Below are 23,593 nucleotides of genomic sequence, written 5' to 3' on the forward strand. Positions count from 1 at the left end.
AAGCGGAGAAACTGGCAGCGATATATGAGGCATTGAATAATTGCAGCGCTGAGCATCCGGTGTTTTATGAAGATGAGGTGGATATCCACCTGAACCCGAAAATCGGCGCCGACTGGGGCTATAAAGGCAAGCAGCGGCTGGTGGTAACACCCGGCAAGAACAAAAAACATTATCTGGCTGGCGCGCTACACAGCAAAACAGGCCAGATAACTTATGTTGGCTCAATGAGTAAAAGCTCAGAGCTGTTTATCAGCCTGATGAACAAGCTGAAACGGCAGTACCGGCGGGCTAAGACGATTACGCTGGTGGTAGATAACTACATTATCCACAAGAGCCGCAAGACATTAGCGTGGCTGAGGAATAACCCGAAGTTCGTGTTGTTATTCCAACCGGTTTACAGCCCGTGGGTTAACAAAATAGAGAAGCTGTGGCATGCCTTGCATGAGACCATCACACGCAACCACTGTTGCAAAACAATCGATGATTTACTGGAGCAGGTTGAGCACTTTATGGATAACGCAGCGCCGTTTCCGGGCGGCGGCCATGGCCTGCAGCGGGTGTAGCAGAGTTAGGATCAGTTATTTAGACATGGATTGATGAGTAGTCATAGCTTACCTCGTCGTCTAATAGTAGAATTTGACGTTTAATCCATACCGCCGAACTACTGAACAAAAAGGAAACGTCTGCTGTGATTTTTTCTATATATTATTTCTTCAACCTTACGAGTAGTTAAAGTAGACACCATATTATAAATTTGCAAATACATTCCGAAAATATTTTCGGGAATGTCACTTTCATACATTGACTTTCTAAAAATACCACCTACATTTCTTCGATACTTATTTAATCATTCGATCATAAGCAGTGTAGACAATGGAGGTCTTGCTATGAAACGACGAGCATCATATATATTTACTGTATATTTCTGTTTGTCATTTCTATCCTTTAGGACGGTGGCAGATGCAGAAGTAAAAGTACTGGATATCGGTGCGGGATTGGCAACAGTTATCACGCTTCCAGACAATCAGTACGTCATTTTTGACGCAGGACGTAGCGGAACCTTTCTAAATCAAACTACACCCACCATAAATAGTTTCCAACGAGCCTTACCACCAAATGCTCAGATAGCCATTTTATTTATTAGCCATACCGATGGAGACCACATTGGTGCTGTGCCATGGCTGCTTGAGAACTTTGACATACGAGAAGTTGTTCACACAGGTTATGATCGTTCATACCATCCCACCCAAGCATGGGATAATATGCAACTGGCACTTAGCCACACGGAAGCAACCGTCTCAAGTCTCGCAGAAAAACCAAGTTTACAACACGGACATCAATGGAAATTAGGGAATGTGACATTCACTCTATTAAGTGGATTTTCTACACCGCCTGAAAGTTGGCATATACATTCTAATTCCAGTGAGCACAGAAATGCAGGGTCGTTAGTTGTCCGAATGGATTATTCAGGTAACAGCGTGCTTTTCACTGGTGATGCTGTTGGCAAAAAAGCATCAAGCAGAACCAATGAACATGACTCACCAATCGCAGATGAAAAGTATCTACTTGACCACCATTCTGGACACCGCAGTATCAGAGCTGACGTCTTGATTGCAGCACACCATGGAGCTGACAATTCAAATTCTTCAGCTTTTATTAAAGCTGTTCTTCCCCGGTCAGTTATTTTTTCTGCAGGAAACTCCTACGATCACCCTCGAGCAGTTACTGTAAAACGATTTATTAACGCAGGGATTACTCCGAGTGCCATGTTACGAACTGATCGGTGTGGCGTTGCCGGTCCACTTGAATGGGACGGCTGGATGGCCGAAAGTCCAGATTCTGTAGGTGATGATGACATTAGTATAAAACTTACCAAAGATGGGCAACTATTTGTTGATTATGTCTACGACGATAATAATTGCGATGTTCAAGTTGCAATAATGCCTGAGCGTTGGTGGAGCTGGTCTCACGAAAATCTATCAAAGCTTTCTAAATTAATGCCATTTGAAAAGACCCTAGTTGAGGGGAATTGGGACTATTGGCTGATTGATATGTCCTGGATGCCTGCTTTTTGTGGTGGCAAAAATTATACGCCAACAGAATGCCGACCGCAGGCCTCCAAATGGTCAACATCTGACCTCGCTATTCATGGACTCTGGCCGAATAGAAATGATGGTAAACATTTAGTGAATTGTACTACCAACCCATACTGCGGTGGTGCAACTGCATGTTCTCTAAAGCTTGAAGACTTAAACATAGATACTCACCAAGCATTGATCGACCGCATGCCAGGGCATGTGTTTCTCACAGATTATGAGTGGAAAAAGCACGGTACATGCAGTGACTTAACTCCTAATGATTATTATGTCGCGACCGTTGTAGCTAGTGACCAACTTCGAAATCCCTCATTTTTAAGTAACGCAGTAGGTGACACACGTAGTTCAAAAGAGATTCGTGCAGCTTTTTCAATTTCTCAAGTAGATGATGGCTCGGTAGTCTTACGTTGCAAGAATAGCGAGCTGACCTCTGTCAGGGCATGCTTTGAGAAAACGCCCTCTGGAGATTTAGGGAAAAGAGTGAAATGTCCAAAAGCGGCTCTAGATCAGGATAACTGTAGCGTTAATTCGAAAATCGTTAAGGGTCGATATATTCATTAGGTAATAGCGATAGCCCAAACCCAATTAGGAGAAATCTATGAAAACGAAAAACGTAACATTTCAGTGGAGCTCCAAAGATTTTAAAAAGCTAAATATTCTGCTACAGAAAGCTGGTGACAAAAAGTACTCCAAGAGAGTTACGAAAAACCCTGAGACATTCACGCTTAACGAGGGCCAAGAGTATGTTTATATGGTAAGGGCTCGTGGCAAAGAGGGGAACAGCTATGAACTGAATATAACAGGTGCGACAAAAGCCTTCTCTCCAGTAAAGCTCAAGATACTGCCCGGAGAGAAAACCTCTACCTTCTTGGATAAGTTTTTGGTTTAGGCTACAGGGAAAATTTTATGCTAAAAACGATTTTGACATTAGCTGTGCTTTCAATGCTTCATTTATCACCGAATGTTCAAGCAGAAGAAATTGTAGGAGCATTGAGCCAGAAACTTAGCTCAACCGGAGATACTAAGAATAGCAACATTACCGGAGGTGCTGGTACTACTTTCGAACTGACTGCGGGACAAAAAGACAAACGTGCAAGCCTCAAGTGGACAATGGATAACATAGATAGCAATTTGGCCGTGGAGTTCTCAGTTCCTACAGGCAGCAGTGACAATACTGTACTCGCGAATCTTGACGGCCTTGCTAAATTCAACAAAGTGACCGTCAACTATAAATCAGCACTTACATCGTTAGATATAACCAAAATGCTAGAAATTTGTAACGAAGTTGGCATTGCCATCACCTCTGGATGTGATTTAGAAGGATTAAAAGCTCAATCCAAAGGTAAAAACGCGCAAAAGATTAGCGATTTAATAAAAGAAGCTTGGAATGACGCACCTCCAAAATTTTGGGGTACATCACTCTCTTACGGTAGCAATAAGATGTCATACATAGCTACGGATTCGACTACAAAGCAAAGTGAGACAAAGTATGGCTGGGCTGCAAGCATTTATTATGGAGGATTTTTCAAATCAAAATATAAATCAATGTGGGCGATAGAAGCCAAGAGAGAAGAGTCATATAAAGATGGCGATAATGGAATAATATGTCCTCCACAAGAATTAAATTTGCCAATATCATGTGTCTCAGGCCCTCTAGGAAAACCTACTAGAAATATAAAAGACATTATTTCGTTTCATTATCGACAAAAGTTCGACAAATTCTCAATCAGCCCTAGTGTAAATTTTGATAATCGGTCGGACACTTTGGGCATTGATGTTCCCATTTTCCTTTTCAAGGATGCAGGTAACGATTTCGTCGGTGGCATCAATCTCGGCTGGACAAATGAAGAACACGAAACCACCTTGGGAATTTTCATTGGGAAGAAGTTTTCTTTTTACTAGAAGGCATGGCAGTTACAATGAAAAATCAAAGCTAATTGGAGAATAATTATGAATGTGGGGTTTTGCCGATAACGCAACCTAATGCAGCTGATGAATTTACAGAACGCTAAGCGCTCATATCAAAGCCAAGGCACTTAGCAGGACTGGAGCATGAAAAGTGAATTATTCTAGGCTGATTTAAATAGTTGAAATTGTCTATACGAATGTTTCAAATATAGCCTGCGCTCAGAGCTGTCTGTTATCTATTAGACAATAGGTAACTGATGCCAGTTAGTTGTATAAGCCGATGACAATAGTAGGCCTCGATATTTTATTCGCTACCCAATGTCTTTCGAAACTGATGCGATTGAAAAATGTCATATACAATCCAGACCATTTCACAAATGATAAAGAGAACAGGCACGCTAACTATCAAAATGCGCGGACAAGTTGGACTCGGAGGCAACATCACTCCTGCTAAGCCCAAAAAAAGAAGCCCAAGTCCGAAACTAAATACCAAGCGCGCTCGGTCGATCCAAAAGCAAAAATCTTCCATAGCGATACCGTAAGCCTGAGCTCTATCGGTATCATTCATACTTAAAGTTCTCTTTTTGAACTCCTCTTGGGTTAGATTGTACTTTCTGGCGACTACTGTGAATTGCACTGACAATATGAAAAGTATAGTGGCACAAAGGAGAGCGGCGAGAGTAGCTTCAGGAAACTTCATTATAGTTTCTGGTGAAGTGCTCCCCGAAATTAAGGCAATTAACGTCATGGAGAATCCAGCAAGCAACGGTGACGCCGTAGTACCTAGGGTATTTGCCGATGCGGCATCCGCTGTTGTTGGATATTGCGCAGGTTTCATAATCACTCTCCGAGATTATACATATTAATTTACATTATATTCACCTTATTTCTTAGGGCATGGTGGGCTGCGATGGCGATCAATTCCTCCACATTTGTCACACAGCCCGAACGTTCGATTAAAGTTACCAGCAAAACTAATATCGTAATCAATAGGGTGGGTTGAAAAAGTATGTTCTATCCATTCATTTTCCGGTTCAAAAAGTTCTATGTTTTCAATTTTTAAGTATCCTGATCCACTTACAATAGCATCACAAGAGACAGCGACCTCTTCAAGTTTAACTAGATTGCAGTCATCAGGTAAGACCGCATATGCCGCTTTAGCACCTGCGCCGACATGCAGGTAAGGCACTCCAGCATTATTCAATGCCTGAACTAGTTTATCGCGCATTACCGAAACTGAGTGTCCGGACTCTGGGCTAATAGCTACAATCCGACTTTTTAATATTTTCTTCATCTCCCTTCTCCTTAAAGGCACATGATAGTAGAACTCTCCTAACCATACTCGAAGCTCATTTCACATAACAGAGTCGCCCGAATTAAATTCAATCAGCTTGACCACCTCAATATCTGCAGTTTAGCGCAACGCACAGAGGCTTAAAACATAGCTGCTGTTTCAGCTTGTTAGCAACCTCAAATGTACTTGCTAGGTATTGCTACACTAGCGGAACAAAAAAATATCTTTTTCGATATTACAACTAGGCAACCAGCTACATTTCAGTAAATGGTATGGACTATTAGGGCTACATAAAGCAGAGTAAAATGAACTGTTCAACTTAACTATCAAAAGACCGCGATTAGCAAAAGCAATGGCCAAACATTAAGTAAAAATCTAGCAGAGTTTTTGTACCTTTGCGAAATTAAACATGAATTTTTTACTGTAAACAATATTTATAAAGCCGAAACGCTAATTCTTTCCAATAAAAATTTGAGTCTAGGTTATATATATATGTAGAAACATAATCAGCTGAGTACCCTAGCATGTAGTTATGGAGCACAATTGTTGTCTTAGAAACACACTAAGCTCTAATGATACCTGACCTTTCCTTTGCAGCTTGGGCGTGTGCTACAGGCAGATATGAGTGTGAAGCTGACGTTACACCCGCAGAACTAAATTGCCGCTTAGATTTGGTATCCCAGCTAGCCTGCGATCGACTTAATGCCTGTTAGATTTTAGTCGGTTGACTTTTGCGCATAATCCTCATAAGCTGATTTAGCGGTGAGAGAACACCCAACCCAGCCACACGAAGGTAAAACAAACGCGTCACTGAGTGAACTCTTAATCAATAGTTTTCCTCTTGGCAGAATGGTTTAGTGGCAAGCCAACGCCAAAATACATAAGGAAATTATTGTCATGTCTAATTTTACACACCCCAACGTAATTGCAGTGAAAAAGCAAGTGCAGCTCGTGCGTTACAGTCTCAAAGAGTTCTCCGAAAAAGCCGTACCAACATCCACTAAGATGCTGAACTACTGGGTCAAGTGCTTTGAATATGAGGATTGGCAGCAGTTTATTCGGCAAGTAAATGGCCATCCAAATGACAAGGTTGATTGTGCGATTGTAGACCAACGCAACTTCGAAAATATAGCGACTGAACTCCAAAGTCTTTTGCCCACTTATGACATCAAGCAAATGAAATGGGCCCTGTCGGCTTCAATGCCCAATAGCATCCAAGTCAATACCAAGTTAATAAAACAGCTATTAATAAGAACGGTGCCTATGCCATCGTCAGATGAATTAGATAAGCTGCACAATTTGGGGCTCATCGACTTTCAAATCAGAAGCATAGAGAATTCGGAAGAGAAGATTATCACTGGCTACCGACCAACAGAGCTAGGTAGATATAAAGCTGCCTTGCAGCATGAGAAGGAGGTTGGACGTTATCTGTCAGAGATTGAGCTAGTTGAATTTGGACTTTCAAGCAATCTATGTAAGCTCAAAAGCATCCAACGCATCTTTACTATTCGCTAAGATGTCGACTGGTGAATTGCTAAGTATTTGTGTGTAAATCACCAATACCACCAACTCAGCGGGCAATTTTTTGCGCAGCGAAAATTGAGCCGCTGCAGTTGATTGTTAGAAGCCCTACCAGCAGTCGCTCTGCATATCGTTTTTGTTGCCCCGATACTCTGAAATGGCTTCTGCCGAACCTTCAAAAATAATAGCCATCGCCTCCATCACTTCTTTTAGATTTCTCAGAGGATGAGCAGAACAGCAAATGATGACCGTAGTGACAGCATTAATCCCAATAACGACGCTTACTGGGGGATAGCCTGGACAACCACGCTAATCAACTTAATCCGAACCACGAAGAGTATCGTGGCTCTGATGAGGATAGCGACTAACTGCAAGAGCTTGAGTAATAAGCGTAACCAATCCAGATTGCGGTTGCGCTTATTACCCTAAATAACAATGTCTAACCTTCATTCAAGAAAGCTGGTTCGCGATATTGATAGCCTAAGGGAATAGTTGACATCGTGACGTTTCCATATCTTGCAAATTAGTTAGGCACCGTTTTTGCATTTTTATAGTACATTCGGACATTCTGACCAAAAGCCGCAGTCGAGAAATTATAGTTATCTGAGTACACATCTTGAAGAACAAGCGGATACAACGGAACCGCAGTATAGTCTTCCTTTCCATCCTGCCATCTTACCGTAAGCACACCTTGTCCATCACTAAATGTACCGTCGTTATTGAGTAACCAGTTAACATGAAATTTAGCAACTTGTATTTGAAGGTAGGGTTCATCACCTTTTAAGGGCTTACTAACTGGCGTATAGAATTCGATGACTTTAAGCAACGTAGATGGCGCAATAGTGCAGTTAAACACAACATGCTTTTCGCCCCTTGGCGTTGTCTCTTGAGTCCACTTTCGCTCTGCGCACAAAGACCAGCTATCAAAAGCTGAGCCTATAGAGAGTTGTTGCATTTCCTCATAGTAAGCGTGCCGTACTTTTTCGATGCTGTATTGCTCTGAAAAAGTGTCACATCCGCTAATAACAAATGCCGGCAGCAATAGCATTCTGTATCCGAGTACGCTCGTGTTCATACTCACAAAATTGTTTATCATTGTTTTCATGGTAATTAACCTTATCAGTCTTTAACGCAATGCCCGCTTTTGACATTAATCAATATTTCGAACAAAGCGCCAGTGAATGCCATACGCCTCATCCGGCCCCTGAACTGCGCCATTTGCAAAGTTGATATGGTAGTAGCGACGAACAGAAGTGGTTTCATCCACTGTCGAAGTGATATAGGTATTCGCACCAGAACGGGTATTTGGAAATGCCCCCTGAACTACAGTAGGTACTGAGTAATCACCACTACACGCTAACGAAGAGGTATTAGAACCAAACCAGTATGAAGGAGTACCTGAAGAACAGAAAACCAAGCTTCTGAGTTCGTCCAATGTAGGAAACCGCCAATCACTGAAGTTACCATCATTATATAGTGAAGCCAGATTGAGGGCGCCGCCACCTGAAGCCCAGGCGGCATCGCCAGCGCATGTATCGTTTTGCCAAGTTTGTCCAAAACTGCAACGCATCCACATCAACTTGCGTTCAGGATCCGTTATAGTGCCGTCGCCGTTGTCAATGTAACGGCCTAATACCGCACCGCCGCCGATAGGTGCAAAGGTGATGTTGATATCACAATCAGAACCGATGGGTTCTGTCGTATACGTGTTACCCGCCAACACCCCGCCACAGCCATGAGCTTCACTGACTTGATAAGCCAGTTCAGGCGTTAAAATGAATTCGGCTTTGTCACCTTGCTGAACAGTTAATCCTTCTGGCTGCACAGAGCCGCCTGCCGATGCCTGCACTTCTACTATGTAACCCTGCGGCCCAAAGCTGGCCGAAATTGTGCAATCTGCAGTTACTTCACCCGTTGTATAGCTATTGCCATTCAGTGCTCCGTTACAACCTGTCACGGAATTGATTCGATTCCCGCTTGTAGCTGTGAGCGTAAAGTTAGCCGTTTGCCCCAGAACAACTTGCTGAGAGGCCGGACTTATACTCCCACCGCCCTCAGCGGCTGCAGTAACCGTAAAGTTTACGCCGCCATCTTCTGTATCAGAACCGCCACAAGCGCTCAATATCAGCGCGGAAAATGAAAGCATTCCTACTCGAATGTAATAACTATTTATCATGTACGACCTCAGTTTATTTAGTGGGATTATAATCCTAGGACTATAATCTATAGACCGAGCAAGATCAAATCATCATAGTCGCGTAAATTTATGAGGCTCTTGATGAACAAGCATTTTCTTATAGCGCTTGGAAAGAATATCCAATATAGACGTAAGCAGAAGCAGCTAACCCAGTTGTCGCTTTGCCATGCAACTGGAATTGACCTGAGTTACATCAGCCGTATAGAACGAGGTCAAGTGAATATGAGTGTTGAGGCATTGCTTAAAATTTCTGATGCGCTTGACTGTGAATTAAAAGCGCTCATTCCAGACACAAATCTTCCCCAAGAACCTAATACAGATTAAGTTTGTATAACCGTATCTTTATATTTCACTTTTGAATTTCCGCTTAGCAACCAAAAGCCTTTGCCTTACCTTGTAAGTTATCTATCGTTGACCGCATCAGTTCCTCTCTTTACCCAATGGACTAAAGGCACCTATTTTGAAACCACTTTATCGCGGCCATACTACCCAGCGCTTCTAAACAAAAAGCGATAAAATTCAGCCTGTTACCTAAAATCCGCCTGATATACCATGTAACTGATTTCAAAGAAATCTCCCCCTACTTTTTCATATCTATTATACGAGGTGCTCAATGAGTACAGCTTGCCCCTGCGCGCTGTATCTAGGCCGCTTATCGCCTAACAGTCGCAATTCTATTAGTTCTCAGCTTACAAGCATCGCAAGGCTGATGAGCTGGCCAGACGAATACGGCTCTAATTTTGCCAAAATCGATTATCAGCAAGCATTGCTCATCAGGGCTGTACTTATTCAGGCAGGTTGGCAACCCCGTTCTATTAATAGGGCGATGATTGCAATCAAAGGCATTATGAAAGTAGCAGTGATGACCGGCAATGCGGAGCAGCGTGATGTTGCATATCTCTCTACTATCAGCCAGCTAAAGTCTCCTGAATATCAAGGCTCACCACTGACAGCTGGGCAGGTTAGTCAGTTATTCAGGTTGCTGGAGTACGGAAGATCAGTTAGTGCAAAACGTAATCTGGCGGTTTTTGCATTGCTGCTCGGTACAGGTTTGCGCCGAAGTGAGTTAGTTGCACTGATCCTGGATGACTATGACCGGCGCAAGCATACGTTGTTAGTCCGACACGGGAAGGGCAACAAGAGTCGGCTCCTGTTTTTACCTAAATGGTGTCAGGAATACCTGGCTCAATGGCTTGCTGTCCGAAAACTGCAGGATGGTTTTTTGATTTGTAAGACCTATGAAAATGGCAGGGTGGTAACGGATGTGGGCGTTTCCGTCTCAGCCATCTATCGGCTTATCAAAACCAAACTGGCTGCGATAGGCATTCCCAACGCTTCACCACACGATATGCGCCGTACGTTTATTACCAGATTGCTTGAGCAAAACGTGGATATCAACACCGTAAGAAAGATGTCCGGTCATGCGGATATCAGCACCACCACAACTTACGATAAACGTGATCATCAATTCATGCAACGCGCGGCAGTGGCCCTTAGCTACGATGCCAGGACACAACCTCATGATGCCAGAAAGAACCGATCAGACACCTAACCCTCACCATTTCCTGTCGATGTTTTACACCCGAAAATTGATTGAATATCTCGGCGATACTATTAATGAGTTGCCGATTAACAAGAACATATTGCGTAACATTTCAGGGCGCTCTGCTGCTGGCATAACACGCATGACGTGCCGACAAGTCATGCAGCATATAAACAGAAAGGATGCCCGGCCTGAACAGACTGCAATGTTCAGAGCCAATATAAAAGTACTCTGCAATCTGTTTGGCGTGCCGGTTGAGTTTGCTCCTGTGCTGGAATTTATTACCGTAATCAATATTAACTATGGCCTGAAACGGTTGATTATCAATCTCGATGATCCGCTTGAAGATAAGCCTTTAGAGTGGCTGTTAGCCTCCTTATCCGGCATGCAGATTGAAGAAGTTGCGTACTTGCTGAATAAGCTTTATGCACAAGGCTTTTTCCAGAGCCGGGTATGGGTGACAGAGCCGCAAGATATTGAAATACCTTTAGCGGTCTTATCGGTGGTGACCACGCAGCGTATTGATTCAAAAGTATCGTTGCTGCAGAACGTATTATCCAAAAGTCCTGCAAGTACGTTGTCGTGCTCGCAATTTGATTATGTTGATACCGAATTGCTACTGGGTTATCTGGGTGAAGCTGTAGATAGCGCACACACGGGGGTTAATATCCTGCTGTATGGTGAGGCGGGTAGCGGCAAAACTGAGCTCGCAAGGGTGCTGGCAAGAGAGCTTCAGCTTACCTTATACGAAGGTAGGAATCTGCTGATTGAAGATGGCAGAGTCAGCAATGAGTTTGGTGCCAAAAGTGCTGATACCCAGCGGCTACAGTATGTCGCTGCTATCCAGAAGTTGCTGAAAGACACAAGTGCCACGCTGTTGCTAGTGGATGAATGCGAAAGCCTCTTTAGTAATGCAGACAGACACTATTCAAAAGAGACAGTACACAGGCTGCTGGAAACAAATCAGGTGCCGTGTATCTGGATAACCAACCATATTGATCAATTGGAAGACAGCTACATCAGACGTTTTAAGCTAGCGATAGAAGTCAAATCACCGGAGAAAGCAGCGCTTGCGGCTATCAGCAAAGCCACATTAAAAGGGTTATCAGTGGCCCAGGGATTTCACCAGCAGTTAGGCCAAACCAAAAATCTGACACCGGCAATTATCGCTAACGCAGGCTATATCGCTAAAACGCTCGGTTTTACACGTAAGGCAGCAGAAAGGGTAATTGGGGAGGTGATAGAACACACGCTCAGCGCGTGTGGGCTATGGGATGACACTTCACGTTATCAACCTCAGCTGGCATTTGACATCGATTTACTGAACATCAAACAACCTGCAACGGTGCTAAAAGAAATTAGCCAGGCAGTGGCAAATGATTTGCCAGTGCGGGTGCTCATTAGTGGGCCGCCTGGCTCTGGCAAAACGGCCTTCGCCCATCACTTAGCACAGCAGCATCAGAGGGAGCTAAAGCGCGTGTTGAGCTCAGATGTGCTGGATAAATATGTTGGCGGCTCAGAGCAGCGTATTGCTGAGTTATTTCATCAGGCTGAACAGCAAAATCAGTTCCTGCTGCTTGACGAAGTGGATAGCCTACTGACAAGTAGAGACCAACTGAGCATGCAGCATGAGCGTCAAGTTGTGAACGAGCTGCTTGCTCAGATTGAGTGTTTTACTCAGCCGCTGTTTGCTGCGACTAATTTCGAAACACTGCTGGACAAAGCCGTGCTTCGTAGGTTCGATTTTAAGCTTGAATGCGACTATCTGACAGCTGAGCAAGTGTTCATGCTGTACAAGCGCACCCTGGGCGTTTCTAAGCTAACTGCTGATGAGAGTCAGCAGCTGCAACGACTGAGCAGACTGACTCCGGGCGATTTTGCAATTCTCGCGCGCCGGATGCTGTTTCAGCCGAAGCAGCAACACCGACTTTCTGCCATTTCCATATTGGCAGAAGAAAACCAAAGAAAACACACCAACCCCACGATTGGCTTTGTGCAATAGAGCAACAGCTCCGCTTTAACCAATCACACAAAAAGGAAATAACATGACTACTTTATTGAGTTCACTCAAGGTTATCGCTCGTCCAAAAATTGAGCCCAAACCACCTATTCTCGGCAAGCGCATGAAGCTAATTGAAAAGCTGGAAGAGCAGCTGATGATGGTGCAGTGCAACCTAAAAAATGAACCGTTTGAAGTTTTTAAAGACAAGCGTATCAAAGACCCGGATACCGGTGAGCGCACGACAGTACGTAAACGCAAAGCCGTGCGGCCCTGGTACTTTGATGACAAAGAGCATTACTACTTTGAAATAAAAGTTGGGCTTAAAACGCTGGAACTAGACAAAGGCAAAGCGGCTATTGATGTCGGCAAAAAAGAGGACCTGCCAGCCATCATTAAAACGCTGATTGAAGCGGTAGAGAAAGGGGAATTAGATCAGCAAATTTTGCTGCTGTCACCGCCAACTCCCCCAAAATCACGAAAACCTAAAGTAGCTGCTACAGCATCCAAAGAGTAACGAGCCTTGGCCGACTAACCATCGGCCAGTCTATTTTAAGGGTTTTGGAGGTTGATTATGACAACCCTGCGCGAAATTGATGTGAAGTACCGCTTTAAAGAAGTGGACTGCGATATTACCGGTAAATGCGTCACACAGCCTGAAATTATCGCAAAGCTCTTTGATTACCTGAAGCTTGAAACCAAAGAGGTATTTATCGTTGTTAACCTGACAAAGCAGCATGACATTAACTGTTTTGAGGTCGTCGCAACAGGCAGTACAGATGCCGTCAGTGTACGGCCAGCCGAAGTGCTTAGAACGGCCATCATACTCAACCTAAAGGTAGTGATGCTGGTCCATAACCACCCGTCAGGCCATTCAGAGCCCAGTAGTGCAGATATAAAATTCACTCAAACAGTGATTGAAGCCGCCAGGCTACTAAATATCGAGGTTCTGGACCATGTGGTTATTGGCTTAAATCAGTTCAGCAGCATGAAGAAAAGCCTCCCCTACATATTCGACTAACCACCACACTTAATCCCTGGAGTAAAAACAATGCGTATCCAATACGAGGGCCTAGCTTTGCCTGTAAGTAGCCATTTGGCTGAGGCCATCAGTACGTTACTGGCCAGCTACCAGCAATCGAACGAGAACACGGCAATACTGAATTTCCGAGACCCCAGCTATTCAGCTGATAAGGGAGGTTATCACCCTGTTGAAATCAGACTGGAGAAATGGGGTTCGCAGTGGAAGTTGTGCTACATCACTGACTTTCGGTTTGTTGGTGCTGGCTTAGATTCAGAGCTGGTCAAAGATCTTGATTTCGATTTCCAGGCCGGCACGTTTCAGGACACAACAGGCTATTACCCGATAGAAACCGCCCTGATGATTTATCCAATCTGGGAAGAAAACTTTTTGACCTACTGGCAACAGATGTCAGTTTATGAGGTAGAACTATCATGACTAAACGATACACTCCAAATCGCGGCACGGCCGACTTAAAAAACAGCCCAAAACGTATAGCTCTTGGCAAATGGCTGCGCCAGCAACGTGAAGCCAAAGGTCTGACAATGCGAGAAATGCAAAGCCTTAGCGGCAAACCGCATAGCTACTTTGGTAAAATAGAACAGGCCCAGCGCGGGTTAGACATTTTGGAATTCATAGAACTCTGTGCGTGGTTGGGGATTGATGTGGTTGAGAGTGTTAGAACTGTGAGAATGCTGTAGTTGTAGTCTTTGATACAGGTAAGGTAAGCCAGTCGTCCAGATGATGACTGGCTTACCGGCAATTTCTAACTCACTATTTTTTTTGATTTTCCAATAAATGTAAGATCAGTTCATTGTGGTTTTTAAAATTTTTATTTTTTTGCTGCCGATCCAACTTCTTCTTCGTCTCCGCGTTAATCGATATTCGGACTCTAGTATGCTCATATAAAACATCCCGCATTTTGCGCAAAAATCGATCTCTGATTTCTGCATCAAGCGAATTCAGAAAATCATTCAGCTGATCTACAGACCCTTTGTTAATTTTCGGCTTTTTGGCAGGGTATCCGGGCAATAGCTTTTCCAAGCGTCGTTGATAACTTCTGCTTTTGGCACTCTCCACCACATGCACAAAGTCTTTCAACCAAATATTCCATTCCTTTACCAAAAGTTTTTGCTTCATGCCCGGTTCTAACTGAGAGCTCTCAGTTCCAAATTAAAATGCATATCAAAGGTAACATCGTCCCGTTGTCTGCTTCAACTAATCTATTCTCTAATCGAAATACAAACAGAAAAATTTTTTCGACATAAATTTTAATGCTGGGGTATTCATCGCTCCGAGGTTATGCGCCGCACTCTACGAAAATATTCGTCCCGTTGGTAATGCACCGCACTCTACGAAAATATTCGTCCCGTTAGTTTTGCAATTCCATTTACGAAAAGCATCGGACCGTGATTCATCTCATACCTATACCTTCAGTAAAACCACTACAGAATATCCATTCATCTCTACAAGAGTTTTCTCAACTGAGAGCTCTCAGTTGGTGCTTTCAATGCTGTTAGCTGCGACAAAATTTCAGTAGTTAATTTGCCTTCCTGTAGTTTTTAGAAACTGTAAATCATGAAGTAATCCCTGATAAAAACCCATAGATTTATCTCACGAACCTACTATGCAATCCATTCTGTTTAGTGAATCCAAAACTGTAAATACAACATCGAACCAATAGGAATTTGATTCAGCAATGCAGTTATTGAAACTGTAAATCAAGAAGTGGCCAGCGATAACGTATCGCTAATCTGCTAAGGATACCCGGATAGATAGTGTCTCTTTTAGCAAAAAAAACTGTAAATACACCATCTAGCCAATAGAAATTTGATTCAGCAATGCAGTTATTAAAACTGTAAATCAAGAAGTGGCCAGCGATCACGTATCGCTAATCTGCTAAGGATGCACGAATAGACAGTGCCTCTTTTAGCAAATACAAAAACTGTAAATATAACATCGAACCAGTAGAAATCTGATTTAACAATTTAGTATTTCGACACACAGAGGACATTGTAATGAGTAAGAAAAAAACGACCACTAGTATTCCTAAAAATCCGATATCGAAAAAGGAACTTCTTAAAAAGGCAAAAAAGAGTATTACAGAAGGCGCTGTGGAATTGAGCAAATCGGACGTTAGCAATTTTTCGGCGGAGATCAATACATCAGGAATTACGCAATGCATATATCTGCTGGCAATCGATGTAAATAAAGGCTGGGAAAACTTTGATTGTAACAGCATGAAAGAATTTATAGAGAAAGAGTTCCCCAATAACTATGACGCGTTAAATCGCAATCTTGTAGCCGCGCGAATTGCAGTAAAACTTGGTGGCATAAAATTGATCGGTCAGTTCAGCGATAACGCTTTACAGCCTTTGAATAAGTTAAGCGTTGAAGATTGCATTAAAGTCATGGAAAAAGTCAAAAATAATTTCGTTGGCGAATACGACACAGCGAAAGTGACCAAAAAGCTTGTACTTGAGGCTATGTATAAACTTAAACTTAAACCACGTCCCTCTAGCAAAATGGAAAAACCTCAAGATCCTTTCAAGGATTTTGCAATGGGATACAAATTTAGTCCTACATCATTCATCCCTAATATCGCTGATAATCTACTAAAGTACATGACGCGTACACATGTGACTCAACTGATTGAAACACTTCAGACGGGCATAAAGAAACGGTAGAAGGTCTGTAACCCAGCAGGAAGCTAAAAAAATCGATAGAAGCTTCCTGTGAACTGTTTCTTAATCGTTAGATGTAGGGCAAGCAGTGTCAGGTACGGTAATCCCAAATGGCTAAAAGCTCTATCAAATAACTAGTACGTTCATCCGCTCTAATTAGCATGTTCTAGAACACAATGCATAAAAGCAATGGATACCTAACACATCTACTTTTTCAAATCTGTAAATAACCTAATAGCTCAGACAGAGTTCTTTACATCAGCCAATTAAAGAGCTCCCTAGTTGCTTAATACCTCAGGGGCTTATCAGTACAACAACTCAAACTACCAATCCGCGACATCAACTACGGAGGATTATAAATGGAACAAAAAGAATCAGTTCCAAGAAGGCCCACACATAAGCTACGTGTTGGTTTCGACAAACTAACTGCGGTCATACATATCGCCTCAGATTTACATGAACAAGTAGAACGCAACCTGCGGGAAATTATTACTACTCTTGCAAGTAAACACGGATTGCGGGGTAACCAGATCAGCTCTCCAAAACATGGCTACCAATACAATTTAACACTCCCCCTGAGCGAGGAACTGAGTCACACAGACAAGAGAGCAAATCTAGGCAAGCCCAAACTCTTCCTACAGGTGAAGAATAGAAGCGAAGCAAGGCCGTTTATAAGATTTGAGCTAAGTGGGTACCCACTTTATAAAGGCGATTACTATATTGCAAGACGATGGCTTGAAATCATTTTGGGTACTAATTCAAAGGACGTGATTCGAGGTGACAACATTAAAATCACCCGAGTAGATATTGCGCATGACCTCTCCAGACATATAGACGAATTGCACGTGAGTTTTAAACGTGCAATGAGGAGCCTAGTCTTTTACAACAAATATGGGATACCTGAAACACTATATTTCTCTGTTGGCGGAGTTGCGTTTAAGCTTTGTGTTTACTCTCTGACAGCAAGAAGAAAGAAATTTAGGCAAGTGGACGACGATGGCTTTGCTACTCGAGTGGAATTGCGTAATCGGCCAAATTGCATGCTTAGCGATTTTAGACAGGAACTCAATGTAAAAAAGTATATCGACCGTATCGAAATATTTGACCGTGAGCTTTCAGCAGATCCCACATTCACCAAGTTGGTTAGGGCGCACATGGTACTGCACGGAATTAAGCCAACATTGCAATTGTTGGAGCCCAAGGAACGCCGAAAGGTTCGAAGGCTAATGGACAAGTATAAAATTCAGCCCATAGATGCGAAAGACGTTAACACAGCGCTAAAAATGGAGTTTCGTAAACTTCAAGCCTTACTGCCAGAATATCAAATGCCAAGACTTTGGCAGCTCAGCGCAGAGCAAGAACTCCAAGCACACTTAACCTGAAATCTTTCAGCTAGCAGAACGATCTTCGAATGTCACCGGAGATTTAACTTTCCATATCTCTAACACCAAATACCACATGTGGCTCCCATTCGCTGGTTACATATCCACGAAGTACTAGTGGCAGCCCAAGCCTACTTTAAAATCCATTTATTTAGGAAAAACATGAAAAAGAAAAAAACTAAGCGCTACAACTTTTACGTCGTGTTCGCAGGTATATTGCCTGGAGTATATGAATCGTGGGGGGATGTCAAAGCTAATGTTGAAGGATATCAATACTCAGACTACAAGGGTTATGCTACTCGCCGAGAAGCCGAAATAGCATTTTCACTTAGATATCCCTCAGGCTCTCCCAATAAAAATCTTAAGTGGCAACACCCCCGTCTAAAACCAAAACCTGAGCATGATCTATGAGCAAGTAGAGTGTTCAAAGCCGTCTCTGTTGAATAATAGGGGCGAACGAACTTGCACCTACTATTAATCAAGTTTAAGGCAACTCACTAACCATTCTTCAATGTTCCAGACTACAGCGCAGAAAAGCTTTAAGTATCTCGGGCAAGGACAAGATGTTGAATAGGCGAAAGACTCAGATTTTGATTCTCAGGAGGGGGGGCAGACCTTGTACGAGTATTACCAAATAGAGGAGGGATTGGAAATCTATCCGGTGTAGGAGGAAAACTTTATCAGTCACTGGCAAGGTTTTGAAGTAGATTCTAAATTTTGAAATATTATGATCCCGAAGCTGCTTAACTGCCTTTCTGTCGCCCCGTCAATTTACAACACGCATCGCCCGCTAAGTAGCTCCCCCCAGTCTTAATCAAAAATATACACTTAAGAACCGCAAGTTTTCTAATGATTTCGCGCCGTTCGTACAAGCGACATATTTGTAATGGTAATTACAGCATCTTCTATAAGATAAAAAGCTTGTAAATAAGGTATGGATCTTTCTTTAGGAAAGCGCTAGATTTACCTAAAGTAGCTCAAGGATGAGTAACAACCCTCCAAAATGTTTTACTCATCTTTAGCATTACGTGTTCAGAAGTCACCTGCCCAACTTAAACAGCCTTAGGTTCTAAGAAAAGTCTGTAAATACCGGAGCATGCCGCTGATTACGACTCGTATGTAATTTTTACTATTTTTTTTAAAAAACGAAAGGCAATCTAATGGCAATACTAAATAAATTTATTATTCACGAGCTTTTTAGGGACAGAGAACCCAATGTCGCTGATGCCTTATTAGATATCAGTAATGATATTATCTCAAATCTTGGTCACGATTTAGTAAAAGTAAAAGATAAAAGAACAGCAGTGTTATGGGGGCAATTCAGAGAAAACGGTAAATTCCCAAACCATTTAAAAACACTTAACAATGCATCTGAGGACAAAAAACTTAATGATATTTTCATTAAACTGAGCCATTCAGCTATGGGTTGTCTTTATGAAGAAATAAAGCACACAAATAGTAATGGTGGCTATATTTGCTTCATTGAGTACACCGCTTTTAAGCAAACACGCATGTTAGTAGTGATGATAACAAACACCTCTGGTGTTAAATTAACTGATCTCACTCCAACAACAGACATTCATGTTGACATTAGCAAGCTTCATCAAGCAGTTGACATAAACATAACTGGCTATATATCGTCAACAAATGGTTTGAATGATAAGAACTATTTGAGCTTTATTGGTAGAGGTAAACATACTGAATATTTCACAAATGCATTTGACTGTTCCAATAGAGTAACACCCAGTAAAATGCCAAGCAAAGCTGTCGAGGTGTTGAAAGATTTCTTAGCAAGCTTTTCCGTAGATAAGCGAACACAGAAATCAGCAAAAGAGCAGCTAGTGAAGTACTTTACTGAAAATATTGGAAAAGAAGTATTTCTTTCAAAAGTTGAAGATATCGCGAAAGCTCATTTGCCAGACACGTGTACGGATGAAGAAAAAGAAAGCTTTATTGCATTTTGCAAGCAAGACAAATATCAGATGCCATCCAGTTTTCTTGCCGCTAAAAAACCCGTAGACAAGCTTGCAAAGATCAACTATTCAACTGATTCTTTTAGTTTCAACTTCGAAATAGAGGATGTCGGCCTTATCGGAAATATCAGTGACGTAGATAAAAGAATAATATTTAATCCAGCCAATGATGATATTATAATAAAGGGTGGTGAATTGCCTCAGCATATAAAATCAGCATTAATGGAGCACGTTGATATTGCAAATATAGATAACAAATCTTGATAACAAAGATGAATAACGAAGATCTTTTTTCAGTTGCTATTGAACTTTATGACTCTTTAAAAGAGTGCATAAATCTTGGAGGCGGCTTCATAAGTCTTACTGAAAGTATCAATTTAACAAATCGACAAGCAGGTTTGCTTAGGAATATATTAGAGAATAAAGAGAAATTTAGAACTATACGTTTAATCGTTGACCATGATTTGGTCGAAGATCCTACCGTGATTTCTGAAGGAAAACTCTGCTCAGAATTTAAAATTGAACTCAGCCCGTTCGAATATTGCTGTTTTTCTTTTTATCGAAATGAATTAGAGATGCTAAAACGCCTCTCACCCTATTTATTGCAAGGCAGGTCACTACCTTCGCTGTACTACTTAACCGAAAAAAAATATCGAAGTGATAGCAACCTAGCATTACCAGCCATTTTAAATTTGCAGGTAATAACTAGATGGATATCATTTTTAAAAGAAATATCTGATATTCATAAAGTCACGGAGTCTGGTATCTGCCTTTATTTCCTAATTAAAAGTGGAAATGACAAGTTTAGTAAACCGTTGGAAATCAACATTTCGAACATCGAGTGTCTGTGTTCACTTGAAAATATCTCATCGGTTGATGATATTGCAATGCTAATTTCGGAAGCAGAACAAGGTAATTTACACAGTAAGGATAAACAAGCATTTTTCAAGCTGGCTTTAGTCGATGTTCTCAGAGCCCACGGTGGAGAAGATGTTAACAAAAGGGACTCAGATATTCTTTTTAAAAACTTGGACAAGGTAAAAAGTGCATATTACGAACATTATGAAGTGTTCATCCACAACTTCGCCATCGGAGAGTTTCAGCAACAAGTTCAAGAGAAGTGGTTCGACTACTCAGAAAAGATCAGTGGCGTACTTAGTGACATTAAGACAAAACTTTATGCTGTTCCCATTGTACTGGTTAGTCTCGGTACGTTATCAGCACTACCAGATGTATTTAGCTATTATTTCATTGTGATTGGCGTTTTGGTCACAGCTGTAATTAATTTTTGGATGGTTAAAGAGCAGAGCGAAAGGTTAGAGCAAATAGCAGCAAGTAGCACTTTTATTTTCGAAAAATTAAGACGAAAGGGAGTTGAGCGCTCGGAACCAGTAGAAATCTTTACTGAACTTAATGAAGTTATAGGTAAAGTGTCATCTAGAATATCTGCCGGACGAAAAAAAATTATCGTTTATAAATACTTATGCTGGTTGCCAACTCTAGTGATGCTAGCTCTGTTTGCCCTTAAGGAAGGACAGCAGTACCTACACCTCCTCACTATTAACGTTAAACCGGTGCATGCGGCTCTCTTTGAGTTTTTTGTGACGTTATCAAAATCCATATTGAGCTATTTTTTATAAAACTCATTTTTATTTAAGTTTTATTCTGCGGTACAGACTCTCTTTTCCAAGCTCTATATTGCCATGATGTCTGGTGTTTTGACTTTTCTTAGCAAATGGCTGCGCTAAAAATGTTGGGATACTTATACAGAAATATCTTTGGAAAGATATCAATTATGGTGCCTGAGGCCGGACTCGAACCGGCACGTTATTTCTAACGGTGGATTTTGAATCCACTGCGTCTACCGATTTCGCCACTCAGGCATTGAGGGGACTTTCTTCGGCTGTATCTAAACTAGATAAAGACCTTTGCAAAACTTTGCACAGCTTTTGCACTTTTAATAACAGTTGAATCGTAGACTATTCAACGTGTTATGTCTACCACTTCGTTAAACGCATTGCATTTTGAATCCGCTGCGTCTACCGATTTCGCCACCCAGGCACTGAGGGATATCTTGAGGTAAACGCCTGCATTATACGATGCGAATGGCGATGCGCAAGCGAATTTATCCGCCAGACGGTTAGTTGCACAAAATTGCAGCAGCTTCGAAAAAGCATTGCTGCATGCTACACTTGCACGGTTTTTATTATCGGACGACGTTATGTTTGCTAATGCACCCCGTGCGGGTTTAATTCGCCGTCTGGCGGCTATTATATATGACTGGTTAATTCTGGCTGCGCTGTGGATGGCGGCCATGGCACTGGCTTTGCTGCTGGTGGCACTGTTAAACAGTGTTGGTGTTATTTCACTGGCTAATTATACCGACCATGCTGATTTTATTACCCAACATAAAATCTGGTTTCAGTTGTACTCTGTATTCTGGTTTCTCTGGTTTTATCTGTATTTCTGGTACAAAGGCGGCCAAACTCTGGGCATGCGGGCCTGGCGTTTATTTCTGGTGCAGCAGGGTGGTGATGCTATCAGTTTTAAACAGGCGTTAGTACGTGCTGTTACGGCATTATTGGGGCTGGGTAATTTCTGGCTTTGGCTGCGCTGGGGTAAAGGCCTGGCGTTGCAGGATCAGCTTAGTAATACCCAGGTAGTAGTGCTGACAAAAGAGCAAAGTAAACAGCTAAACCTGCATAAAGCAGCACGGTGATAAGTGATAGCAACCCGATTGCGCTAAGCCAACCGTAGAACGCATGGATGCGTGACAAATTTGCAGGGAGCAAATTTGAACAGCTTCGCTGGTCCGCAGGATGAACTTCAAGGATGAAGTTCATAATCGAGCCTATAGGGACATATTCACGGCGTGTTGGTGTGTGCAATCGGGTTGGTAAAAGTGAACTATACCTTCTTCCGCATAAAATACACCGATAGCCCGATAAACAGCAGGCTGGGCACCATGGCACCTGCCAGTGGCGGTAGCTGATACACCAGGGCTACCGGTCCGAATACTTCGTTGCTCATATAAAAGGCAAAACCGGTAAGAATACCCATCAATACTCTTGCAGCCATAGTTACGCTTCTTAGCGGGCCGAAGATAAACGACAGTGCCATTAACAACATGGCGACAATTGTCAGCGGTTGCAGTGCTTTACGCCAGAATGCCAGTTCATAGCGGGTGGATTCCTGCGAATTTTGTTGCAGGTAGTCGACGTAATCTTTCAGACCGGTTAGTGACAACATTTCCGGTTTTATGGTCACCACGCCCAGTTTGTCGGGTGTTAATGACGAGCGCCAGCTTTGCTGTGCGGATAACTGTTTTAATATTCTGTCGTCAGTAAAATCCTGCCGTACTACTTGTTGTAGCTGCCAGGCATCATTGCGGTATATTGCGCTATCGGCACTGACAATAGACACCAGTTTCAGATCGGTATCAAACTGATAAATAATCACATCGGTCAGGTTGCCTAAATCATCAACTTTGCCGATATTAACGAACTGATCGCCGTCTTTTGCCCATATTCCCTGCTGCGCCGCGAATAGATTACCGTCTGAAATCGCTTTGGTGCGCAGCTCGCGTGCTGCACGATCGCTTACCGGGGCTCCCCATTCGGCAACCGCCATAACAATAAGCATCATGATGACAGAGGTTTTCATTACCGAGCTGATAATATTAAAGCGCGATAAACCGGAAGCCTGCATAACCACCAGCTCGCTATTGCTGGCCAGCATACCAAGACCAATTAAACCACCTATTAGCGCCGCCATTGGGAAAAAGGTGACTAAATCTCCGGGCACGCTGAACAGCGTAAACAGGGCGGCGTGCACCATATCGTAGTAACCACGGCCTATCGAGCGCATCTGATCGATAAACTTAAACATGGCCGAAATAACCAGCAATACACTTAAGGTCAGCATTGAGGTAGTTAAAATGGTGCGGCCGATATAGATATCAAGAATTTTCAGCAT

Annotated in this window: 24 protein-coding genes and 1 tRNA gene; 18 read left to right on the forward strand and 7 right to left on the reverse strand. The window is 42.5% G+C overall.

The genetic code is table 11. The annotated features are described in order from the left end of the window. From MJX74_RS18060 to MJX74_RS18075, 4 genes are all read left to right on the forward strand, one after another. Positions 1–563: IS630 family transposase (locus tag MJX74_RS18060; RefSeq protein WP_240224413.1), on the forward strand; the 563-nt coding region annotated here is incomplete at its 5' end. Between the two features lie 324 nt (positions 564–887). Then, positions 888–2,657 (forward strand): ribonuclease T2 family protein, encoded by a 1,770-nt coding sequence (locus tag MJX74_RS18065; RefSeq protein ID WP_240224414.1) that lies wholly within the window; start codon positions 888–890, stop codon positions 2,655–2,657. 37 nt (positions 2,658–2,694) lie between these two features. Further along, positions 2,695–2,985, forward strand: a complete 291-nt coding sequence (locus MJX74_RS18070; protein ID WP_240224415.1) for a hypothetical protein — start codon at positions 2,695–2,697, stop codon at positions 2,983–2,985. Positions 2,986–3,002: 17 nt separating this feature from the next. Then, the gene (locus MJX74_RS18075) at positions 3,003–3,998 is read left to right on the forward strand and encodes a hypothetical protein (protein WP_240224416.1); all 996 of its coding nucleotides are present in this window, start codon (positions 3,003–3,005) and stop codon (positions 3,996–3,998) included. Positions 3,999–4,308: 310 nt separating this feature from the next. Here MJX74_RS18075 and MJX74_RS18080 read toward each other — a convergent pair whose 3' ends face one another. Together MJX74_RS18080 and MJX74_RS18085 are read right to left on the reverse strand one after the other, a co-directional pair. Continuing rightward, positions 4,309–4,842 (reverse strand): hypothetical protein, encoded by a 534-nt coding sequence (locus MJX74_RS18080; RefSeq protein ID WP_240224417.1) that lies wholly within the window; start codon positions 4,840–4,842, stop codon positions 4,309–4,311. A gap of 45 nt (positions 4,843–4,887) precedes the next feature. Further along, a complete protein-coding gene (locus MJX74_RS18085) occupies positions 4,888–5,298 on the reverse strand; it encodes a hypothetical protein (RefSeq protein ID WP_240224418.1) in 411 nt (136 codons plus the stop codon). A gap of 897 nt (positions 5,299–6,195) precedes the next feature. Between MJX74_RS18085 and MJX74_RS18090 the strand changes: the two genes are divergently transcribed. Continuing rightward, positions 6,196–6,813 carry a hypothetical protein gene (locus MJX74_RS18090; protein ID WP_240224419.1) on the forward strand — a complete coding sequence of 206 codons (618 nt, stop codon included), beginning with the start codon at positions 6,196–6,198 and terminating at the stop codon, positions 6,811–6,813. Positions 6,814–7,342: 529 nt separating this feature from the next. Here MJX74_RS18090 and MJX74_RS18095 read toward each other — a convergent pair. Then, positions 7,343–7,924: a hypothetical protein gene (locus MJX74_RS18095; protein WP_240224420.1), complete on the reverse strand. Its 582-nt coding sequence runs from the start codon at positions 7,922–7,924 to the stop codon at positions 7,343–7,345. Positions 7,925–7,969: 45 nt separating this feature from the next. Beyond that, complete coding sequence (locus MJX74_RS18100; protein ID WP_240224421.1) at positions 7,970–8,995, reverse strand: DUF1566 domain-containing protein; 1,026 nt, start codon at positions 8,993–8,995, stop codon at positions 7,970–7,972. 102 nt (positions 8,996–9,097) lie between these two features. Here MJX74_RS18100 and MJX74_RS18105 point away from each other — a divergent pair, with 102 nt between their 5' ends. From MJX74_RS18105 to MJX74_RS18135, 7 genes are all read left to right on the forward strand, one after another. Continuing rightward, positions 9,098–9,340 (forward strand): helix-turn-helix domain-containing protein, encoded by a 243-nt coding sequence (locus MJX74_RS18105; protein ID WP_240224422.1) that lies wholly within the window; start codon positions 9,098–9,100, stop codon positions 9,338–9,340. Between the two features lie 385 nt (positions 9,341–9,725). Beyond that, positions 9,726–10,568, forward strand: coding sequence for a tyrosine-type recombinase/integrase (locus tag MJX74_RS18110; RefSeq protein ID WP_240224423.1), 843 nt, complete (start codon positions 9,726–9,728; stop codon positions 10,566–10,568). Then, on the forward strand, positions 10,519–12,561 hold the full coding sequence (locus MJX74_RS18115; RefSeq protein WP_240224424.1) for an ATP-binding protein: 2,043 nt from the start codon (positions 10,519–10,521) through the stop codon (positions 12,559–12,561). Before MJX74_RS18110 ends, MJX74_RS18115 begins: the two co-directional genes overlap by 50 nt. A 43-nt stretch (positions 12,562–12,604) precedes the next feature. Continuing rightward, positions 12,605–13,075, forward strand: a complete 471-nt coding sequence (locus MJX74_RS18120) for a DUF6641 family protein (protein ID WP_240224425.1) — start codon at positions 12,605–12,607, stop codon at positions 13,073–13,075. 57 nt (positions 13,076–13,132) lie between these two features. Next, entirely contained in the window at positions 13,133–13,579 is a 447-nt protein-coding gene (locus tag MJX74_RS18125; protein WP_240224426.1) for a JAB domain-containing protein, read from the forward strand. Between the two features lie 30 nt (positions 13,580–13,609). After that, a complete protein-coding gene (locus tag MJX74_RS18130) occupies positions 13,610–14,017 on the forward strand; it encodes a DUF2787 family protein (RefSeq protein WP_240224427.1) in 408 nt (135 codons plus the stop codon). Beyond that, on the forward strand, positions 14,014–14,280 hold the full coding sequence (locus tag MJX74_RS18135; RefSeq protein ID WP_240224428.1) for a helix-turn-helix domain-containing protein: 267 nt from the start codon (positions 14,014–14,016) through the stop codon (positions 14,278–14,280). Before MJX74_RS18130 ends, MJX74_RS18135 begins: the two co-directional genes overlap by 4 nt. A 73-nt stretch (positions 14,281–14,353) precedes the next feature. On the opposite strand, the gene MJX74_RS18140 is transcribed toward MJX74_RS18135, so the two are convergent. Beyond that, positions 14,354–14,719, reverse strand: a complete 366-nt coding sequence (locus MJX74_RS18140; protein WP_240224429.1) for a hypothetical protein — start codon at positions 14,717–14,719, stop codon at positions 14,354–14,356. 878 nt (positions 14,720–15,597) lie between these two features. On the opposite strand from MJX74_RS18140, the gene MJX74_RS18145 reads away from it, so the two are divergent. The 5 genes from MJX74_RS18145 to MJX74_RS18165 all read left to right on the forward strand — a co-directional run bounded on the left by MJX74_RS18145 (position 15,598) and on the right by MJX74_RS18165 (position 21,258). Then, positions 15,598–16,266 carry a hypothetical protein gene (locus MJX74_RS18145; protein WP_240224430.1) on the forward strand — a complete coding sequence of 223 codons (669 nt, stop codon included), beginning with the start codon at positions 15,598–15,600 and terminating at the stop codon, positions 16,264–16,266. A gap of 356 nt (positions 16,267–16,622) precedes the next feature. Continuing rightward, entirely contained in the window at positions 16,623–17,645 is a 1,023-nt protein-coding gene (locus MJX74_RS18150) for a hypothetical protein (protein WP_240224431.1), read from the forward strand. 162 nt (positions 17,646–17,807) lie between these two features. Then, positions 17,808–18,056: an RNase H1/viroplasmin domain-containing protein gene (locus MJX74_RS18155; RefSeq protein ID WP_240224432.1), complete on the forward strand. Its 249-nt coding sequence runs from the start codon at positions 17,808–17,810 to the stop codon at positions 18,054–18,056. A gap of 749 nt (positions 18,057–18,805) precedes the next feature. Continuing rightward, positions 18,806–19,882 carry a nucleoid-associated protein gene (locus tag MJX74_RS18160; protein ID WP_240224433.1) on the forward strand — a complete coding sequence of 359 codons (1,077 nt, stop codon included), beginning with the start codon at positions 18,806–18,808 and terminating at the stop codon, positions 19,880–19,882. Positions 19,883–19,890: 8 nt separating this feature from the next. Continuing rightward, positions 19,891–21,258, forward strand: a complete 1,368-nt coding sequence (locus MJX74_RS18165) for a hypothetical protein (protein WP_240224434.1) — start codon at positions 19,891–19,893, stop codon at positions 21,256–21,258. Between the two features lie 156 nt (positions 21,259–21,414). On the opposite strand, the gene MJX74_RS18170 is transcribed toward MJX74_RS18165, so the two are convergent. Further along, positions 21,415–21,501: transfer RNA gene (locus MJX74_RS18170), tRNA-Leu, on the reverse strand. A gap of 338 nt (positions 21,502–21,839) precedes the next feature. On the opposite strand from MJX74_RS18170, the gene MJX74_RS18175 reads away from it, so the two are divergent. Beyond that, complete coding sequence (locus MJX74_RS18175; RefSeq protein ID WP_240224435.1) at positions 21,840–22,337, forward strand: RDD family protein; 498 nt, start codon at positions 21,840–21,842, stop codon at positions 22,335–22,337. A gap of 188 nt (positions 22,338–22,525) precedes the next feature. On the opposite strand, the gene lptG is transcribed toward MJX74_RS18175, so the two are convergent. After that, a complete protein-coding gene (gene lptG, locus MJX74_RS18180; protein WP_240224436.1) occupies positions 22,526–23,593 on the reverse strand; it encodes an LPS export ABC transporter permease LptG in 1,068 nt (355 codons plus the stop codon).

Origin of the sequence: Rheinheimera hassiensis (assembly GCF_022436675.1) — a bacterium.
Taxonomy (GTDB): Bacteria; Pseudomonadota; Gammaproteobacteria; order Enterobacterales; family Alteromonadaceae; genus Alishewanella; species Alishewanella hassiensis.

Coding starts and splice junctions, on each gene's coding strand:
- MJX74_RS18125 (WP_240224426.1), top strand. CDS start 13,133: ATGACAACCCTGCGCGAAATTGATGTGAAGTACCGCTTTAAAGAAGTG.
- MJX74_RS18090 (WP_240224419.1), top strand. CDS start 6,196: ATGTCTAATTTTACACACCCCAACGTAATTGCAGTGAAAAAGCAAGTG.
- MJX74_RS18085 (WP_240224418.1), bottom strand. CDS start 5,298: ATGAAGAAAATATTAAAAAGTCGGATTGTAGCTATTAGCCCAGAGTCC.
- MJX74_RS18165 (WP_240224434.1), top strand. CDS start 19,891: ATGAATAACGAAGATCTTTTTTCAGTTGCTATTGAACTTTATGACTCT.
- MJX74_RS18070 (WP_240224415.1), top strand. CDS start 2,695: ATGAAAACGAAAAACGTAACATTTCAGTGGAGCTCCAAAGATTTTAAA.
- MJX74_RS18105 (WP_240224422.1), top strand. CDS start 9,098: ATGAACAAGCATTTTCTTATAGCGCTTGGAAAGAATATCCAATATAGA.
- lptG (WP_240224436.1), bottom strand. CDS start 23,593: ATGCTGAAAATTCTTGATATCTATATCGGCCGCACCATTTTAACTACC.
- MJX74_RS18080 (WP_240224417.1), bottom strand. CDS start 4,842: ATGAAACCTGCGCAATATCCAACAACAGCGGATGCCGCATCGGCAAAT.
- MJX74_RS18150 (WP_240224431.1), top strand. CDS start 16,623: ATGGAACAAAAAGAATCAGTTCCAAGAAGGCCCACACATAAGCTACGT.
- MJX74_RS18115 (WP_240224424.1), top strand. CDS start 10,519: ATGCCAGGACACAACCTCATGATGCCAGAAAGAACCGATCAGACACCT.
- MJX74_RS18155 (WP_240224432.1), top strand. CDS start 17,808: ATGAAAAAGAAAAAAACTAAGCGCTACAACTTTTACGTCGTGTTCGCA.
- MJX74_RS18130 (WP_240224427.1), top strand. CDS start 13,610: ATGCGTATCCAATACGAGGGCCTAGCTTTGCCTGTAAGTAGCCATTTG.
- MJX74_RS18145 (WP_240224430.1), top strand. CDS start 15,598: ATGAGTAAGAAAAAAACGACCACTAGTATTCCTAAAAATCCGATATCG.
- MJX74_RS18140 (WP_240224429.1), bottom strand. CDS start 14,719: ATGAAGCAAAAACTTTTGGTAAAGGAATGGAATATTTGGTTGAAAGAC.
- MJX74_RS18135 (WP_240224428.1), top strand. CDS start 14,014: ATGACTAAACGATACACTCCAAATCGCGGCACGGCCGACTTAAAAAAC.
- MJX74_RS18120 (WP_240224425.1), top strand. CDS start 12,605: ATGACTACTTTATTGAGTTCACTCAAGGTTATCGCTCGTCCAAAAATT.
- MJX74_RS18175 (WP_240224435.1), top strand. CDS start 21,840: ATGTTTGCTAATGCACCCCGTGCGGGTTTAATTCGCCGTCTGGCGGCT.
- MJX74_RS18110 (WP_240224423.1), top strand. CDS start 9,726: ATGAGCTGGCCAGACGAATACGGCTCTAATTTTGCCAAAATCGATTAT.
- MJX74_RS18065 (WP_240224414.1), top strand. CDS start 888: ATGAAACGACGAGCATCATATATATTTACTGTATATTTCTGTTTGTCA.
- MJX74_RS18075 (WP_240224416.1), top strand. CDS start 3,003: ATGCTAAAAACGATTTTGACATTAGCTGTGCTTTCAATGCTTCATTTA.
- MJX74_RS18160 (WP_240224433.1), top strand. CDS start 18,806: ATGGCAATACTAAATAAATTTATTATTCACGAGCTTTTTAGGGACAGA.
- MJX74_RS18095 (WP_240224420.1), bottom strand. CDS start 7,924: ATGAAAACAATGATAAACAATTTTGTGAGTATGAACACGAGCGTACTC.
- MJX74_RS18100 (WP_240224421.1), bottom strand. CDS start 8,995: ATGATAAATAGTTATTACATTCGAGTAGGAATGCTTTCATTTTCCGCG.